Raw genomic sequence first — 16,886 nt, forward strand, 5'->3', positions numbered from 1 at the left:
AACGATCGGGCGACAACCCCGGATGCTCCGGTGCACCGCGTCCTTCGACCGTGTAACTGCTTATCCCCCTGCGCCTTTCGGAGATGTGACCGGCGGATGAGCCGGCGACGGAGCCGTCGGACGCGCCGACTTCGTGTGCGGCGGAAGCGCGGTCGTACTCGGCGCCGTGGTCGTCGTAGATCGCGTCGCCGAGGTTGTCGGCGCCCCGGAGGTCGTGACCACATCCGGTGATGGGGATGACGTGGTATTCGCCGCAACAGTGGTCGTGATGCGTGGGGACACCGTCGTAGTCTTGGCCGGAGTGCCGGTAGAGGCCGTCGTCACGGTGTCGGTAGGTGCTGGCGGCGTGGTGGTCGGCCGTGCCGTCGTCGGCGATGCGGTGGCGGGCACGGTGGTAGTCGGCACCGTCGTCATCGGTGTCGTCGGCGTGGTAGGCGACAGTGTCGTGGTCGCCGTAGTCGGGTCGGCCGTCACCGTGACCGTCGACGTCTCCGCCGGGGTCGTCGGCGCCGTGGATATCGGAGGCGGGACGACAAGGCCCGGGTCCGGTCCACCGGGCATGAGCTGGATCGAAAGGCTCGCCGTGGCAGAGAAACTCGCGCCGAGCGAATCGCCGGTCGAGCTCGGAGGCGAGGGATCCGTCGTGGTGGGCGGCGTGGATTCCGTCGCAGTGGCGGGGCCGGAACCCGAGTCGGTGGGATCGGCGGCCGGTGGGGCGGTTCCGGGATCGGCAGCAGCGTCGGTATCGCCCACGACGTCGACCGGCACGGGGAGCTCGCTCGAGGCGTCGAAAGCCGTACCCCCGTTCGCCGCGGCGACGTCGCTTCGCGAGGCATCGCCGTTAAGGGTCTGCACGGTGGGGTCACCCGAGTACGCCCGAGAATCGTTCACGCGCACCGGCGGACCCGAATCCGCTCGTACCACGAGCGTTATCCCGATTGCCGTGGTCACCAACGCGGCGACCACACCCGCGCGCGAGAGCTGCCGCCGGAACCGATCGGCCGGAGGCTCCGCGGACGGCCGCCCGCACCGCCGCGGAATCAGAGCGCGCGGCTCACCTGCTGGGCTTTCGCTGTCGTCGACGGTTCGCATCCCACTATCGCTTTCTTCCTCCGGATGCGCCGCCGCCGGAAACGGTGATCACACCGTCTGCACCACCACAGAACACGCCCGAGAATCGGACATCGAATGGCGGCAGCGCGAACACCGAAACGCGAGCATTACGGTGTCGCCTCGCCGAACGGGCATCCATACGTCAATGTCTTGCCGAGAAGAGCAGCGCCCGGAAATCGCATGACCGGACTTCACTGCGAGGTCTGGGCGCCGAATCTCGCGGCGCCTCGAATTTCTGTCGATGTGGACGGGACTTCGTGGTCGATGTTTCAGGCCCTGGAGAAGGGATCCACGTCGCGCAGCCGTTGCCGGTGGATTCGTTGCAATTCACCGGCGCGGGTGAGAAAGTCGGCGATTATCTCGAGTTCGGCAGAGTCGTACCAGCTCAGCAACATCTTGTAACTCTCGACGATCATAGGTACGACGAGTTGCTGTATGCGATAGGCCGCGAGGTCGGTCGCCATCACGATCACGCGACGACGATCGGTCGGATGCAGCGAACGGGCGATATAGCCCTGCTTCTCCAGCCGGTTCAGCATGATCGTGACGCCGGCCGCGGTGATGCCGAGCCGTTCGGCCAGCATCCCCGGCGTCGTGGACTTCTCGTCGTCGGCCAGGACGATCTCCAGTGCCCGCCGGTCGGTCTCGTTCACACCCAGTACCCGGATCAATTCGCGGGTCAGATCCTCGACGGTTCCGTGGTAGAACCCCAGGGCCCTTTTGAGTTCGGCCGAGATCCGGGCGGGTTCGATTGGTCTCGGGCACACGAGCTTTCCCCTCGATCACTGTGAAACATGAAACCGCTCAAGAGAAGTCGCCGATCAGGGTGTGTGCACCATCATTTCCCCTGCGTACGGTAGGGATCGCCGCCGGTCGCGTGAAGCGGGCATATGTGCTCCTGTCAATCGATTTGGCCGGCAACCCGAACCGCGGCTGCCGAACATCACGAAAGCTGGCACAGCTCCGGCCGCCGAAGCGACCGCGGCTGTGTCGGACATGCACTGTACGACACACCGACTCATGCGATACGGTGCATCACAAAATTCGGTGCGAGTGGCTGCCCCCGCACCAAACGTGAAGCGGGGCAATCACTATGAGGAACCATGGCCACCCGTCCGCCTCGGGTGAGACCTGGACCGGGCTGCTGACACAACCCGGCCCAGGCATGTTCACCACCGGCCGCCGGTGCGGGCACCGGCCGTCACGCCGTGGCGCCTGCCCGCGGAATCAGCTGACGGCAGTGGTGGTGAGGGTCGGCGACGGGTTCGGGTAACACGAGGTCGCGACATTGCCGACCAGTGCGACGTTGGTCGTCATGGTCATACCGGGACTGGTGTAACTGGTTCCCGCGTACTTGCTGGTGATCGGCGTTCCGGGGGTTCCGGCGGTGACATTGATGGTCACCGCCGGCGGCGTGAAACTGGTGCCGCCGGCGATCGGACCCGGCACGGTCAGAACGACATTCCCACCCGACGTGGCGACGGTGCCGGCCACGGTACCCCCGGAGGCGGTAGCGGAGACCAATGTCGAATTCGCTGGAGTCGGAAACGTCATCTTCAGGTTGCTGATGTTGTTCACGGTGAAGCCGGACGCCGAACTGGGCACCGACGACGAACCCGGCGTGAGGGTGATGGCCACCGCGGAACCCGACGCCGCCGAACCCGGCGCGGTGCCGGTGACCGATGTGGTCATGCTCGAGGTCTGGCCGACCCCGAAAATGGTGCCCTTACAGCTCCAGTTCACGCTGACCGGGGCGGCATTCGCCGGTGCCGCCAAACAAAAGACGGTGGCGACCGCCACCGGAGCGAGAACGCCGGCACGAACCAGGGAAGAGATGGATCTCATGACTGACTCCAGAAAATGTAGAGCAACGTTACGACCGAATACCGGACCGCAACACCGAGTTTCTAAAATATAGCCTCTTCTCATCTTTCCATGGCCGAAATCACACAAACGAATCGAAAAGAAAATATCATTATCCGCAATTAATTATTCAGTCTGGAAAGTTAATTACGGCAAGATTCTTTAAATAAGTCGTGTATTTCCACGACACCTCTCGGCCGCGCTATCGATACGACCGATCCCGCAATTCCCCCGAATACAAGGCTCGACCTGAGAATATATCCACGCGTCCTGATGGTCAGCGTTCGGGTGGTTACCGTTCGCGGCGTTCGACCCCACCGGGCCCGCATGCCAGTGGGACGTCAGGGCGGTGCAAGAGCGCCGCGGCACAGTTGCCGGTATGACATGGCACAGCGGCCGTCGAGCCGAGGGGAAGACGATTCTGGTGACCGGCGCCAGTGCGGGCATCGGATACTTCGTCGCGGAGCGACTCGCGGCCGCGGGCGCGACCGTTGCGCTGGGGTGCCGGGACACCGCCAAGGCCGACCTCGCGATGCGGGCGATCCGAGCACGAGTTCCGGCCGCGCGAACGATATCGGTGCACGTGGACCTCGCGGATCCGTCCTCGCTGCCGGCGACGGTCGACGCCCTCGGTGTCGAATGCCTGGACGCGGTCGTACTCAACGCCGGAATACTTCTCTCAGGCCCCGAGCGTCAGGTGAACGCGCGAGGACACGAATCGATGTTCGCGACGAACCATCTCGGGCACTTCGCGTTGGTCGCACATCTGGCGCCGATGCTGACGGCCGCCTCGCACGGCCGGGTGATCACGGTAGGCAGTTTCGCCGCCCGCTCGGAACGGCTGGATCTCACCGATCTGCAGTCGGAGCGCGATTACCGGCCCAAGCGCACCTACGGACGATCGAAACTGGCGCAGATGCTGTTCGGCTTCGAACTGGATCGCCGACTGCGGGCATCCGGCACCGACACCGCGAGCATCGTCGCCCACCCCGGTGGCGCCCTGGACTCGCTCACCCCGTCGCGGCCACCGTTGTTCGTCCGCACCCCCGCCCAGCTGCTGCGCGGGCTGCCCGCGGGCGTTGTGCTGCACGGCAAACACGTAGGAGCCGACAGCATCGTCCGAGCCGCCCTCGACACCGAGATCGTCGGCGGTGAGCTGTGGGGGCCGAGGGTGCTCGGCCTCCGCGGCCGGCCACACCGCGAAACACCCCACGCGCATATGACCGATCCGGACGTCGCGGCCGAGTTGTGGGCGACCAGTGCCGAGCTCACGGGCGTGGATCCTCTGGAGTGTCCGGCTACGCCGATCCGGTGACCGCGTGCGGTATTCGCCGACCTCAGCGAGCAGAAACGCGATCGGAAATGTGATGGCAAACCGCGAATTGCTTCACGCCTGTAGTAGCTTGACGACTACCGTTGCTCGTCTGAGAAGAGCGGAGGGGCCGATGCCGAACCTGCCCGCAGGGGGTTTGCGCCGGCTCGCCACGGCGCCGAACCCGCTCGGCATGCGGTCCCTGCCGTCGGATCCGGCGTGAGCCGCCGACGATCCGACACCGCACGCGGACAGCCCGCCCGGGACGCAACTGTATGTGTGGCGGGGACCGGCGCGGATTGCTTTCCGGCCCAGAGCAACTCACGCACGGCGATCTCGGCAAGACGCCGTGCGCGATTCGTGGCCGATGTTCGTGGCCCCGATCGACTCCTGATGATAAGTGAAGGCGCTATGAATAATTCGGTTGAAAGGCGACAGATCGGACAGCGAAAACCGTCGTTTTCCGGACAACCCGTTTCACTTTCACGAGCGCCCTCGGGAAGCACCGAATTGTCACCTGAAATTCCGTCGAATGTATTGCGGGAAACCGTCTTCTGCTTTATCCTCGCCGGCCTTGCTGATTTGTTTGCTGAAAATCGCCGGGGGTACTCGCGCACACAGAACGCACCTATTGTCAGCGCCGATCGATTCCGAGTGGTGATGACCTGCGCAACTTAGGCAACTCGAGGAGAGGATTGATTGCGATGACGGTTGGTCTCGACGTCCGGGCCGAGCGTGAGCGGGTCGCCCGCGCGTGCCGCGCAGGGCAGCCTCTGCCCGAATTCCTTTACAGCAGTGACGAAGACATCTTGTGGTCCCGCGTTTTCGCGACGCTGCGCGCCATGCACGAACAGCTCGCCTGCGCGGACTATCGGGGCGCGGCTCGCCTCGTTCAGCTGCCCGCCGAGCGGGTACCGCAGATGAGCGAGGTGTCGCGCATGCTTCGTTCGCTGACCGGTTTCGCGTTGGCGCCGGCCATCGGAAGCCAACCCGGCCGCCTGTTCTACGGGCCGATGGCCGACGGCATCCTGCACGCCACGCCGGACGTGCGGCCGGTGACCGAGCAATCGTTCTCGCCCGATCCGGACGTCATCCACGAACTGGTCGGACATGCGGTGATACTGGCCGACCCCGAATTCGCGGAGCTGTATCGCTGTTTCGGCCGCGCCGCCAACCGCGCCACCTCCGACGAGGAGCGGGCCGCGATCGCGCGGTTGTTCTGGTTCACCCTGGAGGTCGGCGTGGTCGCCGAGAAAGGTCACCCGCGAGCGTACGGAGCCGCGATCCTCTCCTCGGTGACGGAGATGGAGTCCTTCGTGAACGCGGATCTGCGGGAATTCCGGGTGGAGGACATACTCGCCGCCGATATCGACGACAGCATTTGTCAACCGCTCCTCTTCGTCGCCGATTCGGTCAGCCGGATGATGGCGGAGGTAACGAGCTTCCTCCGGACGAGGATCGGTTCGTGACGACGCCGTATCGCACGCTCCCCCGGACGACATCCTCGCCGGCGACGACTAAGGAATTGCGGTGGTAGACCTTTCGAGTACCACGCGTCGTCACGACGACGCGACTCCGGGCGCGGACTCCTTCGACTTGTCGGTGGCGCAGTACGAACTGTGGCTGGCTCAGCAGTTACATCCCACGGTTCCGTTCTCCATCTCGCAATACACCGATGTGCAAGGCGATCTCGACCTGGAACTGCTCCAGCGGTGTGCCCGCCGCGCCGCACGCGAATTACAGTCGCCGCATGTACGATTCGCCATCGTCGGTGGCAGGCCGCGCCAATATCTCGACCACGATGTGGACACCGGATTCGACTGCATAGATCTCAGTGATCACCCCGATCCCGAACGCGCCGCACAGGAGTGGATGAGCCGGGATCATCACGCGGGCATCGATCTGACCGGAGACGACGTCACGAAGACGGTGCTGTTCACCCTCGGCCCCGGCCGGTATCGCTGCTACGCGCGCAGCCATCACATCGCCGTGGACGGCTTCGGCGCCGCTCAGGTGTTGCAGCGCACGGCCGAATTGCATTCCGCCGCAACCGAAGGACGACCCCCGACCGCGTGCCGCGCGGTATCGCTGGCCGAGATCGTGGCGGCCGAGCAGCGGTATCGGTCCTCGTCTCGGTTCGCGGCCGACCGCGAGTACTGGGGCCGGCAGCTCGCCGGCCTCGACCACACGACCCGCCTCAGTGAGCGGTACGCCGCCCCGTCGGCCCGGCCGCATATCGCGCACGCGACCGTCGACGCGGAGGTCATGGCACGGCTCGGCGACGCAGCCCGCCGGTACGGCACCGGAATGGCCGAGGTGCTGGTCGCGGCGGTGGCCGCGTTTCTGGCGCGGATGACGGGCGATACCGATGTGACGGTGTCGCTGCCCGTCGCCGGGCGCACCACCGGAGCGCTGCGGCAGTCGGCGGGAATGGTCTCGAACGTGGTGCCCCTGCGGGTGCGCGGCGTGGCCGAGAGCACGGTCGGTGAGCTGGTCCGCGAGGTACGCCTGAGCATGATCGGCGCGTTGCGCCATCAGTTGTACCGGCACGAAGACCTGCTCCGCGACCACGGCGTGGGGCAGGCCGGCCGGCACGGCTACGGGCCGCTGATCAACGTCCTCAGCCTGCCCGAGAGCATCGACTTCGGCGCCGTTCGCGGTCGGACGCAACTGCTTTCGGCCGGCCCGGTGGAGGATTTGGCGATCAGTTGCTACCGGTTCGGCACCGAGCCGTTCGTCATCGACTTTCATGCCAACCCGGAGCTGTACCGAGCAGAGGAAGTGGAGGGGTATCGGCAGCAGTTCGTCGACTGCCTGACCCGATTCCTGCTGGCCGACGGCGCGGACACGGTGTTCGCGGCCGTCGCCGGCCCGCACACGATCGCCGACCCGCAGCGGCGACACCACCAGCGGTTGCTGCCGGACCTGCTCGCGGGTGGAACCGATGCCGGTGACCGGATCGCGCTGAGCGGGCCTGATCGTTCGGTGACCTATCGCGAACTCGACGAGACGAGCGCCCGGTGGGCGCGCGAGCTGATCGCGCACGGCGCCGGGCCGGAAGTCGTTGTCGCGGTGGCATTGTCGCGGTCGGTCGAATCGGTCATGGCGTTGTGGGCGGTCGCCCGGGCGGGCGCGGTGTTCTTCCCGGTCAATCCCACCGACCCGCCGGCCCGCGTCTCGAAGCTGATCGCCGATTCCGGTGCGGCGGTGGGCATCACCCTCACCAGGTGGCGCACACCGCAGGAGACCACGACGGTCGACTGGTTGATGCTCGACAGCGACGAGTTCACCCGCGCCGCCGCGGCCCGGTCCGCCGAAGCGGTGACCGACGCGGATCGGATACGACCGTTGCGGGCCGCGCACCCGGCCTATCTGATCTACACCTCCGGATCCACCGGCGAGCCCAAGGGAGTGCTGAGTACCCACGAGGGGCTGGCGACCCTGGCCGACGATCTGCGCACCCGCAACGGCATCGGCAGCGATGCCGTTGTGCTGCAAGCACATTCGCCATTCTGCGATGCGTCGATGCTCGAATATCTCTCCGCGTTCCCCCCGGGCGCGAAGCTGGTCGCCTTGGCGCCGGATATCGTTGCGGGACAACGACTTTCGCAAGTGATGGAGGATGAGGCCGTCACGCAGCTGATCGTCACGCCGGCCATCCTGGCCACGCTCGACCCGGATCGACTGCCCTCGCTGCGGACCGTCACCGTCGGCGGAGACAAATGTCCGCCCGCACTGGCGCAACGCTGGGCGGGCCGGTTACCGATGTTCAACTCCTACGGCCCCACCGAAGCCACCGTCGTGGTGACCCAGACCGAACCGCTCGCCCCCGGCTCGCCGATCACGATCGGGCGCGGACTGCCCGGCGTGCAGACTCTCGTCCTGGACGCCCGGCTACGGCCGGCTCCCCGTGGCGCCCGCGGCGAACTGTATCTCGCCGGTGACGCGTTGGCGCGGGGATATCTGGGGCGGCCCGGGATCACCGCGCGGAGTTTCGTCGCAAATCCCTACGGGCAGCCGGGAACCCGGATGTATCGCACCGGTGACATGGTCCGCGAGCAACCCGACGGCACGCTGGAGTACCTCGGCCGAGGCGATGTTCAGATCTCGTTGCGCGGACAGCGCATCGAGCCGTCCGAGGTGGAGCGCGCCTTGGCCGCCGACGCGGCGGTCGATCAGGCCGTGGTGCGGGTGTGGACGTCCGAGACACTCGGCGATCGGCTGATCGGCTATGTCGTGCCCGCGGCGGCCGGGGAGGATTTCGACCGGGCCGCCGTCTTGGCGCGATTGCGGACCGTGCTGCCGCCCGGCATGGTTCCGGCGATGCTGATTCCGCTGCCCGAGATACCGATCAATCCGAGCAGCGGCAAGACCGATCGATCAGCGTTGCCGGATCCACAGACGCTGCCGCGCCCGGCGTTCCGCGCGCCGGCCTCGGAGATCGAGCGCACGGTGGCGGAGACGATCGCCGAGGTGACCGGGCAGACTCGAATCGGCTTGGACGACAACTTCTTCGAACTCGGCGGCAACTCGTTGCTTGGCGTCGAACTGTGCCGGCAACTGTCGGAACGGACCGGGACCACGGTGACGATCTCGTCGCTGTTCACCCCGACGGTGCAGAGCTTGGCCGCCGCCATCGAAGCCACCGCGGCCGGTGGGAACAGCGAGGCGGCAGTCGGCGGTTCGGCGTTGCAACCGGTTCTTCCGTTGCGGGGCAGCGGTTCCGGGACGCCGCTGATCTGCCTGCATTCGGCGGTTCCGCTGTCGTGGTGCTATTCGGGCCTGCTGCGCTACGTCACCGACCGGCCCGTCTTCGGCCTGCAGTCGCCGGCCGTCTCCGGGCAATCGCGGCGATACCGCAGCGTCGACGAGCTCGCCGAGGTGTATCTGCGGGAACTCACGCGCGTGCAACCGGAAGGGCCGTACCACCTGCTGGGCTGGTCGCTGGGCGGTCAGCTCGCGCACGCGCTCGCCGCCCGGCTGCGCGCCCGGGGGCACGACGTGGGATTGCTCGTCATGCTCGACAGCGTGGCCTTCGGGCAGGGTGCGCCGCGGCCGGAGCCGCCCACCGTCCGTGATCTGGTCACCCATTTGCAGGGCAACGAGTCGGCCACCCCTGATATGCGGCCGCTCACGCTGGACGAAGCGGTGGACGTGCTCGCCGACAGCCCCGGCCCCGGGCGCGGGCTGACCCGCGAGCAGCTCGAACGCCTGCACCAGGGCTATGTCGACAGCGTCGCCATGTCGACGAGCTACCGGCCGGCACCCTATGACGGCGATCTGCTGTATTTCTCGGCGACCGAGGGCATCACCGGCGAACTGACCGGCGAGATGTGGCGGCCCTGGGTTTCCGGACGGATCGCCGAGCACCGCGTCGACGTCACCCACGCCCAGATGACCAACCCCGAGGCGCTCGCGGTCATCGGGCCGATCCTGGAGGCCGAACTGAATCGGCACGGCGAAGGGAAGAGCATGTGAGCAAGCATTCCGCTGCGATCGTGGCATCCGTGGTGTCGGTCGCGTCATCGATCATGCTGGCCGCACGACGGCCGGCGGTGTTCGGTCTCCGTCTCCCGCGCGCGGTGCTGGCCGCCGTCGCCGCGATCGCCCTGGCGATCGCCGCCAACGAGAGCGTGGGCAAACCGGTGATGTTCCTGCGCTGGTCGTATGTGCGGTTTCTGTTCGGCCTCCGGCATATGGGCGCCACCTGGCAGGTCGGTGACGGCCGCGAACAGGCGCTGGCCGACTATGTGTGCGCGCATGCGCGACGCAACGACATCGACGATGTGATCCGGGCGATCGACGAGTTCTGCTACACCAAGAGCTACCTGATCAATATCGGTGACGAGAAGGGCCGGATTCTCGACCGGGCCGTCGCCGCCGCGCAGCCGCGCCGCCTGCTCGAACTCGGAACCTATTGTGGATACAGCGCATTGCGCATGGCGCGGGCCATGCCGGCCGACGCCGTGCTGTACTCGATCGAGTTCAATGCCGCCAATGCCGCCGTGGCCCGGCGGATCTGGGATCACGCGGGCGTCGGTGACCGCATCGTCGTCATCGTCGGCACATTGGGCGACGACGGAAAGACGCTCCGCACGCTGAGCGGCAACCACGAATTCCGTCCCGGCGCACTGGATTTCGTCTTCCTCGACCACGAGAAGGATGAATATCTTCCCGATCTCCACCGGATCCTGGACCTGGCGTGGCTGCGCGCCGGCGCGGTCGTCGTGGCGGACAACGTGAAATATCCGGGTGCCCCGGAGTATCGAACGTTCATGCGTCGCCACGAGGGCACCCGGTGGACGACCCGCGAGCATCGGACGCACGCCGAATACCAGAAGGTTCTCAAGGACCTCGTACTCGAATCGACCTATCTCGGCTGAGCGGATCGAGCCCACTCGGTCGACCCGCGAGTGCCCGTGCCGCGATTGTGATGTCGCCGAACATGTTAATCATCGGTAATGGCGGGTAGTCGCAGATATGGTGCAACGTTGCGCCCCGACCTGATGCTGTCTATACGCCGAAGGACGAGATTCGCATGAGCACTCTTGATACGTCCACCCTGCTGGCCCAGCTGCGAGCACTGCTGACGTTGACCAATACCGAGATACAAGTGGCCGAGACCCGGATCGCGCAGGCGCGGACCGAGGCTGTCCGCAAGGAGCTGTCGGAGAACGCCGACAAGGGCCGCGCCCGCGCCGAGGCCATCGAGGCCGCCATCCGCGATCTGGGCAGTGTGCCCGAGGTGGTCGGCCCGTTCCTCGGCCGTGCGGTCGCCGCGATCAAGGCGATGGCCGAACAGGCCCAGCCGTTCGACGAGGCCCTGCTCGGCGATCTGGCGCTCGAGCACCAGCTGCTCGACCGCTCCCGCTACATCAAGGCCCTCGCGACCGCCGCGGGGCAGCGGGAGATCGTGACGTTGGCCGACCGCTTGATCACCGCGCATTCGGCCACGGTGGAATGGCTGACCACCGTCCTGGCCGAGGACGCCCTCGGCGGGCCGGCCGCGTTGCGCCGCACCGTGCTGCAGGCGGCGACCGGCACCGCGGTGAAGCTGTTCAACCTGCCCGTCACCTGGTCGGCTCGCGGCCTGGACCGCGCGCTGGACACCGTCCGCACCACCCCGCCCGCGCTCGGTGAGCTGCTCGCCCGAGGCGCGCACGCGGGTGATGTGGCGGTCAAGACTCTGTCGGCCTCCCGGGACGCCGCACTCGAGACCGCCGAACAGGTCACGCGTCACGAAGGCGCCGGCGCGGCCGCCGACGCCCTGCATTCGATCCGTGCGACCACCGGTGTCCTCGAACCCGGCGAGTTACCGGTCGGCGACTACGACGAGCTGAACGTGTCCCAGGCCGTCGCCGCGGTGAAGGACCTCACCGAGCCGGCCGACATCCGCGCGATCGTCGCCTACGAGGAAGCCCACAAGAAGCGACACGGGGTCGTGTCGGCCGCCCAGACCCGGCTCGCCGCGATCGCCCAGGAAGTGGCCGGCCTCAGCTGACCGGTGATTACTCGACCGGCCGGTCCCCATCCGGGGGCCGGCCGGTTGTCGTCTGGATCAGCCTGGCGATCTCGACAGCCTGATCGTCGGCGATGCCTTCGTTCTCGCCTCCAAAGAGGCGATCCGCCAGCCCCCGAGGGCAGCTTCGCACTTCTCGCCAGAGCAGGCTTGCCATATACCCCCTAGGGGTATATGTTTTCGATGTCGGACGAGAACAAGATCGGAAAGGTCGGAGCGATGACCGCGCACGCTGACATCAATCACCATGGGGCACAAGGCAATCACGGAATCCGCGACCCGCACGCGCATCACGGCGGACACCAGGGCCACGGTGGACACGAGGGGCACAGCGCGCACGAAAACCATGGCGCGCACGAAGGCCATGACGGGCACGCCGCGCACGGTGGCGGACTGCCGGGCGGGCTCCAGATCACCCAGGACGGGTACACCTTGGCGCTCGCCGAGCCGATCCTCACACCGGGCGAGGTCGATTTCCGGTTCCGGATCCTGGGTCCGGACGGCGCACCGGTCACCGAGTACACCGCGATCCATGATCGGCAGCTGCACCTCATCGTGGTGCAGCGGGAACTGACCGGGTTCTGGCACGTGCATCCGGAACTCACCGCCGACGGCATCTGGACGGTGCGGCTGAACCTGCCGGAAGCGGGCGCGTATCGCGTGTTCACCGACATCGCCCCGCGGGCCCTCGGCAAGACCATCACCCTCGGCGCGGACCTGGCCGTCACCGGCACGTACGCGCCGCGGCCGACACCCGCGGCCGCCCGGATCGCCGACATCGACGGGTACGAGGTGACCCTCGACGGCGATCTGGTGCCCGGCGACGGCCGCCTGCTCACCCTGACCGTGCGCAAGCACGGCGAGCCGGTCACCGACCTACAACCGTACCTGGCGGCCTACGGACATCTGGTGATCCTGCGGGCGGGCGACCTGGCCTACGTGCATGTCCACCCCAACGGCGAACCCGGTGACGGCGTCACCGCCCCGGGTCCGGACGTCACCTTCCACACCGCCGTCCCCGGCCCCGGAACCTACCGGTTGTTCCTGGATTTCAAGCACGGCGACGTCGTCCGCACCGCCGCGTTCACCCTGCCGACGACACGGTGAGTGCTCTCGCAGGTATCGCGGTGTTATTTCGGGTCCGCGCGGCGGGCGGTTCGGTTTCGCGACTCGGCCGAGGCGTCCGGCGCGGCGGAGAAGGTCGGTCGCAGGTCCCCTCGCGCCACGACGTCGGACGGGCTGTCGGTGACCGCGTCTCGGTGACTGAAGAGTTGGGGTCCCAAGGGTTGTTTCTCGCTCACAGGCAGTGTCTTTCGATAGATGGATGGATGCGGCCGGCCACTGCCGACTCGCGGCCGGTCGCGCCGTTGCGCCACCGGCGAAGGGCGGCGGCCCGCCCGGTGCGGCCGGGCAATCGGGCCAGGAGTTCGTCTACCGTCGATTCGTCGTTCGCACGACACGCGAGAGCCATAACAGCGCAGGCGCGATGGGTATCGGTGCGCGGCGGGATGATCAGCAGTACTCGACGCCGGTCGCGCGCCCCGAGCACCTCGACGGTGTGGGCGGCGCCGTGCCGGGTCCCGTCGAGACGCACCCCTTCGCAGCCTGCGACCGGGTTCCATTCGGCGGTGTTGTACACGACCCGGTGGATCGTGCCGAGCGTGGGCGATACGGCCGCGAGCAGGCCGGGAAGTTCGGTGGCGAGATCCGGGCTACGGGGCCACCAGGCGCCGTCGACATATCCGGTTTTCGTCTCGTAATCCTTGAACTGCACACGTGCGGCGGGCTCGACGACGGGCCGCGCGGGGCCGTGCACAAGGTGGTTCGGTCGGTTCATGCCGACGCTCCTGACTCGGCCGAAGATCGGCCGTGTAATGACAATGTCCGGGACCTGCGGAAACAGGTGCCGGGGCCGACATCGACGGTGGACGACACGTTCAGATCAGTGTCTGCTTCGACTGCGATACGTTCGTATCGACATGATCGAAAACACCGGCGACACAGCCTGTGCAGCTCGCGAAATTCGTCGCAGCGCACTCGTATCCGGTTGCCTGCGCGGCGTTCGAGGGACCGTCTCCCGAAACGAAAGAACGTCTGTTTACGCTGCCATTCCGATGGCAGCCGTACGCCAGTGGGACCGGATATCTATGTCGACTCTACGCGACCGGGCCATCCCTGTCCACGTGGCCTCGCGCGGCTGGGAGAAAGCCGCAGAAAAAAGCACGAAACCCGCGCCGCAGGCGCGGGTTTCGCTGATTTGTCAGCTCCTAGATGGCGCGGACGTTCTGAGCTTGGGGACCCTTTTGGCCCTGGCCTACCTCGAACTCGACGCGCTGCCCCTCATCGAGGGTCTTGAACCCGGAACCGGAAATTTCGGAATAGTGGACGAAAACGTCAGGACCGCCCTCATCCTGGGCGATGAATCCGAAGCCCTTTTCGCCGTTGAACCACTTCACACTGCCTTGCGACATTCTTTTGATTTACTTCCTGTTGCGAGCCGGGCGATCACTGCAACAACCCGTGCTCACCATCCAGTCTGGCACACCGTCGCGTTTCGGCACGAACTGCCGGCCGGAACGCCACTTTTTCCCGGTGAACGCCGCGAGGTCGGCGTCCTCGTCGTTCGCATCGCCGTGGGTGAAGGCGGCGATCGCGAAGCCCGGGCCGAAGGACGCCGAGGCGACATAGGAGCCGTCGTCCGACCACCCCCATTTGGTGCCGACGGTTGCCGGGACGTGCGCGGTCCCCCAGTTCTGCGCGGTACCGTCGGCGGCGATCGGGCTCGCGGTGGCCATCCACCACAGCAGCAGCGAGCCGGGATCGGTGCGCTGCTCGGCGACGAGGAATTCGGCGACGTCCCGGGCGCTGGTGTAGGAGTCGCCCCAGAACGAACCGCGACGGGTGTCGGCCGAATCGAATTCCGCGGCGGCGGCATCGATGGCGTGCGGATACTTGGTATCCAGCTCAGTCGCGGCATCACTGTCGGAGAGCTGGATCGCGCGCTGAGCCGCCTGCCGATCCGAGCGGGATCCGTCGCCGTGGCGCAGTACGTAGTCGACCAGATACAGCTTGATGATCGACAGGGCGGGCCGCCTTTCGCCCGAATTCCCTGTGCCGGTATCGGTTCCGGGAATCAGCGAGACCATTGCGAACGATGTGCGCGGGTCCATCGGAATCGGCTCGGACTCCCCGCGGGCCGGACTTGCGGTCGCGGCACCGCCCGCTATCAGTAGCGCGAGCACGGGCGCCACGAGAGTTGTTCGCACGAGTGAGTCCTCCCTCTTCGGTCCGAGCCACAGTGCTGCGCATCGATTCCACTACAGCCGGCGGTGCGCGGGCGCCACGCCACGCCGGAGGCGAATCGCTCCGGCGCGCCTCCGGTGAATCATCGCGCGCGAACCGCACAATCGCTGGTCATGGCGATGGGACGCAGATCCGCACTCGCACTGCTGGCCGGTCTGCCCCTGCTGGTCCCGGGAATGGCACGCGCGCAGTCGGCGCTACCGGGAATCGGCGCCGACCCCCAGCGCGCGCCCACCCGCTACACGATGGCGGCCTTTCGTGCCGACAGCGAATCCACCGTGGCCGTGTACGAATCGGTGGACGGGACGCGGTTCACGCCGGTCGCCGAACACGCCTTCACGCCGCGGACCGGGCTGGCTCGCGATCCCAGCGTGATGCTGCACACCGACGGCTGGTATTACCTCACCTACACCAGAGCCCCCGACGCGACCTCGATCGGCCTGGCGCGTAGCCGGGACCGGATCGCCTGGACGGAGATGGCCCCGGCGCCGATGCTCGTACCGGGCCGCCTGGAAGGGACATGGGCCCCGGAGTGGTACGTCGATGCGGCGGGCCGAGTCGGGATCATCGTGTCGCTGACCTGGGGGCACGGTTTCACCCCGCATCTGCTGCTACCGGTCGGCGCGGGACTGTCCACCTGGGCGCCGCCGATTCCGCTGTTCGGTGTGGGCCCGAGCGGTCCGGGTTCGCTGGGATTCATCGACACACAGCTGGTGCGGTGGAACGGGCGGTTGTACGCCTTCGTGAAGAACGAGGACACCAAACTGGTCGAGCTGGCGGTCGCGGACAACCCCTTGGGCCCGTATACCTTTGTCGCCACAGGTGATTGGGCCGGATGGGGCGGTCCGCGGGAGGGCCCGTCGGTGGTGCCGCTCCCCGACGGCGGACATCGCATCTATCTCGACGCCTACACCGAGGGCCGCTATCTCTACAGCGACAGCTACGACGGCTTCCGCACGTGGTCGGCGCCCACCGAGCTGCCCGGACTCTCCGGAGTCGTCCGGCACGGCACGGTGCTGGCCGAATTCGGTTCGGCCGCATAGGTTTCGGAGGCCGGACCGATCACTCGCCGCCGGGCGCCCAGTTGTCGGCGGTTTCACCGGTGGTGAGGAAGATGGTGCGACGGCCCACTTCCACCGCATTGTCGGCGAAGCGCTCGTAATACCGTCCCAGCAGCGTGAGGTCGACCGCGGCCGTGATGCCGTGCGCCCATTCGTGGTCCAGCACCGCGGCCAGCAACTGCTCGTGCAGATTGTCCAGTGCGTCGTCCTGGGCGTCGAGACCGGCCGCGTCGTACGGATCGCCGGTCTCGAGCACCGCCGCGGCGCTGGTGGCGATCGCACAGGCGGTGGAGCCGAGACGTTCGACCACCGGTCGCACCGGTTCGGGAACGACGTGTTCGGGATGGCGCCGGCGTGCGCTGGTGGCGATATGCCCGGCGAGGGCGCCCATGCGCTGCAGATGACCGGTGAGCTGGATGGCGGTCACCACGCGCCGCAACTCGCTGGCGACCGGAGCTTGCAGTGCCAGCAGGCGCAGCGCTTCCTGTTCGGCCTGCTGCGCCATCTCCTCGACCTGGCCGACGATGTCCAGTGCGGCCTCGGCCTGTTCGATATCGGCGTTCACCACCGCGTAGGTGGCCGCCGAAATGGCGGTCCGGTCCTGTTCACACATGGCATGCAGCAACTCGGCGAGCTGCCGCAGATTCGCGTGATAGTCCGACCGCATATCCCGATTCAACCCCAGCGGGACCCACATTGCGAATCCCGCCCCGAC

General features: G+C 67.0%; 14 protein-coding genes. 8 read left to right on the plus strand and 6 right to left on the minus strand.

Translation table 11 applies throughout. The features are described from left to right. Window positions 1-166: 166 nt before the first annotated feature. On the plus strand, window positions 167-1,297 hold the full coding sequence (locus RJ03_RS21615) for a hypothetical protein (RefSeq protein ID WP_157163472.1): 1,131 nt from the start codon (window positions 167-169) through the stop codon (window positions 1,295-1,297). A gap of 85 nt (window positions 1,298-1,382) precedes the next feature. Here the strand turns inward: RJ03_RS21615 and RJ03_RS21620 are convergent, their stop codons facing one another. Beyond that, window positions 1,383-1,880 (minus strand): MarR family winged helix-turn-helix transcriptional regulator, encoded by a 498-nt coding sequence (locus tag RJ03_RS21620; RefSeq protein ID WP_036505293.1) that lies wholly within the window; start codon window positions 1,878-1,880, stop codon window positions 1,383-1,385. Window positions 1,881-2,340: 460 nt separating this feature from the next. Beyond that, window positions 2,341-2,958: a hypothetical protein gene (locus tag RJ03_RS38495; RefSeq protein WP_036505296.1), complete on the minus strand. Its 618-nt coding sequence runs from the start codon at window positions 2,956-2,958 to the stop codon at window positions 2,341-2,343. Window positions 2,959-3,355: 397 nt separating this feature from the next. Between RJ03_RS38495 and RJ03_RS21630 the strand changes: the two genes are divergently transcribed. From RJ03_RS21630 to RJ03_RS21655, 6 genes are all read left to right on the plus strand, one after another. Then, a complete protein-coding gene (locus RJ03_RS21630; RefSeq protein ID WP_036505299.1) occupies window positions 3,356-4,291 on the plus strand; it encodes an SDR family NAD(P)-dependent oxidoreductase in 936 nt (311 codons plus the stop codon). A 701-nt stretch (window positions 4,292-4,992) separates the two neighbouring features. Beyond that, on the plus strand, window positions 4,993-5,757 hold the full coding sequence (locus tag RJ03_RS21635) for an amino acid hydroxylase (RefSeq protein ID WP_036505301.1): 765 nt from the start codon (window positions 4,993-4,995) through the stop codon (window positions 5,755-5,757). Between the two features lie 61 nt (window positions 5,758-5,818). Next, the gene (locus RJ03_RS21640; protein WP_036505303.1) at window positions 5,819-9,766 is read left to right on the plus strand and encodes a non-ribosomal peptide synthetase; all 3,948 of its coding nucleotides are present in this window, start codon (window positions 5,819-5,821) and stop codon (window positions 9,764-9,766) included. A gap of 170 nt (window positions 9,767-9,936) precedes the next feature. Continuing rightward, window positions 9,937-10,671: an O-methyltransferase gene (locus tag RJ03_RS21645; protein WP_036505364.1), complete on the plus strand. Its 735-nt coding sequence runs from the start codon at window positions 9,937-9,939 to the stop codon at window positions 10,669-10,671. A gap of 155 nt (window positions 10,672-10,826) precedes the next feature. Continuing rightward, complete coding sequence (locus tag RJ03_RS21650; protein WP_036505310.1) at window positions 10,827-11,789, plus strand: hypothetical protein; 963 nt, start codon at window positions 10,827-10,829, stop codon at window positions 11,787-11,789. A gap of 237 nt (window positions 11,790-12,026) precedes the next feature. Beyond that, window positions 12,027-12,914 (plus strand): DUF8832 domain-containing protein, encoded by an 888-nt coding sequence (locus tag RJ03_RS21655; RefSeq protein ID WP_083871245.1) that lies wholly within the window; start codon window positions 12,027-12,029, stop codon window positions 12,912-12,914. A 190-nt stretch (window positions 12,915-13,104) separates the two neighbouring features. On the opposite strand, the gene RJ03_RS21660 is transcribed toward RJ03_RS21655, so the two are convergent. The 3 genes from RJ03_RS21660 to RJ03_RS21670 all read right to left on the minus strand — a co-directional run bounded on the left by RJ03_RS21660 (window position 13,105) and on the right by RJ03_RS21670 (window position 15,073). Beyond that, window positions 13,105-13,644, minus strand: a complete 540-nt coding sequence (locus RJ03_RS21660; RefSeq protein WP_157163473.1) for a DUF5994 family protein — start codon at window positions 13,642-13,644, stop codon at window positions 13,105-13,107. Window positions 13,645-14,074: 430 nt separating this feature from the next. Then, entirely contained in the window at window positions 14,075-14,278 is a 204-nt protein-coding gene (locus tag RJ03_RS21665; protein ID WP_036505313.1) for a cold-shock protein, read from the minus strand. Between the two features lie 9 nt (window positions 14,279-14,287). Beyond that, the gene (locus RJ03_RS21670; RefSeq protein WP_174372334.1) at window positions 14,288-15,073 is read right to left on the minus strand and encodes a hypothetical protein; all 786 of its coding nucleotides are present in this window, start codon (window positions 15,071-15,073) and stop codon (window positions 14,288-14,290) included. Between the two features lie 150 nt (window positions 15,074-15,223). On the opposite strand from RJ03_RS21670, the gene RJ03_RS21675 reads away from it, so the two are divergent. Beyond that, window positions 15,224-16,153 (plus strand): glycoside hydrolase family protein, encoded by a 930-nt coding sequence (locus RJ03_RS21675; RefSeq protein WP_036505369.1) that lies wholly within the window; start codon window positions 15,224-15,226, stop codon window positions 16,151-16,153. Between the two features lie 19 nt (window positions 16,154-16,172). Here RJ03_RS21675 and RJ03_RS21680 read toward each other — a convergent pair whose 3' ends face one another. Continuing rightward, the gene (locus RJ03_RS21680) at window positions 16,173-16,838 is read right to left on the minus strand and encodes a phosphate signaling complex PhoU family protein (RefSeq protein WP_036505370.1); all 666 of its coding nucleotides are present in this window, start codon (window positions 16,836-16,838) and stop codon (window positions 16,173-16,175) included. Window positions 16,839-16,886: the final 48 nt, after the last annotated feature.

Origin of the sequence: Nocardia aobensis NBRC 100429 (genome assembly GCF_000308375.1) — a bacterium.
Lineage (GTDB): Bacteria > Actinomycetota > Actinomycetes > Mycobacteriales > Mycobacteriaceae > Nocardia > Nocardia aobensis.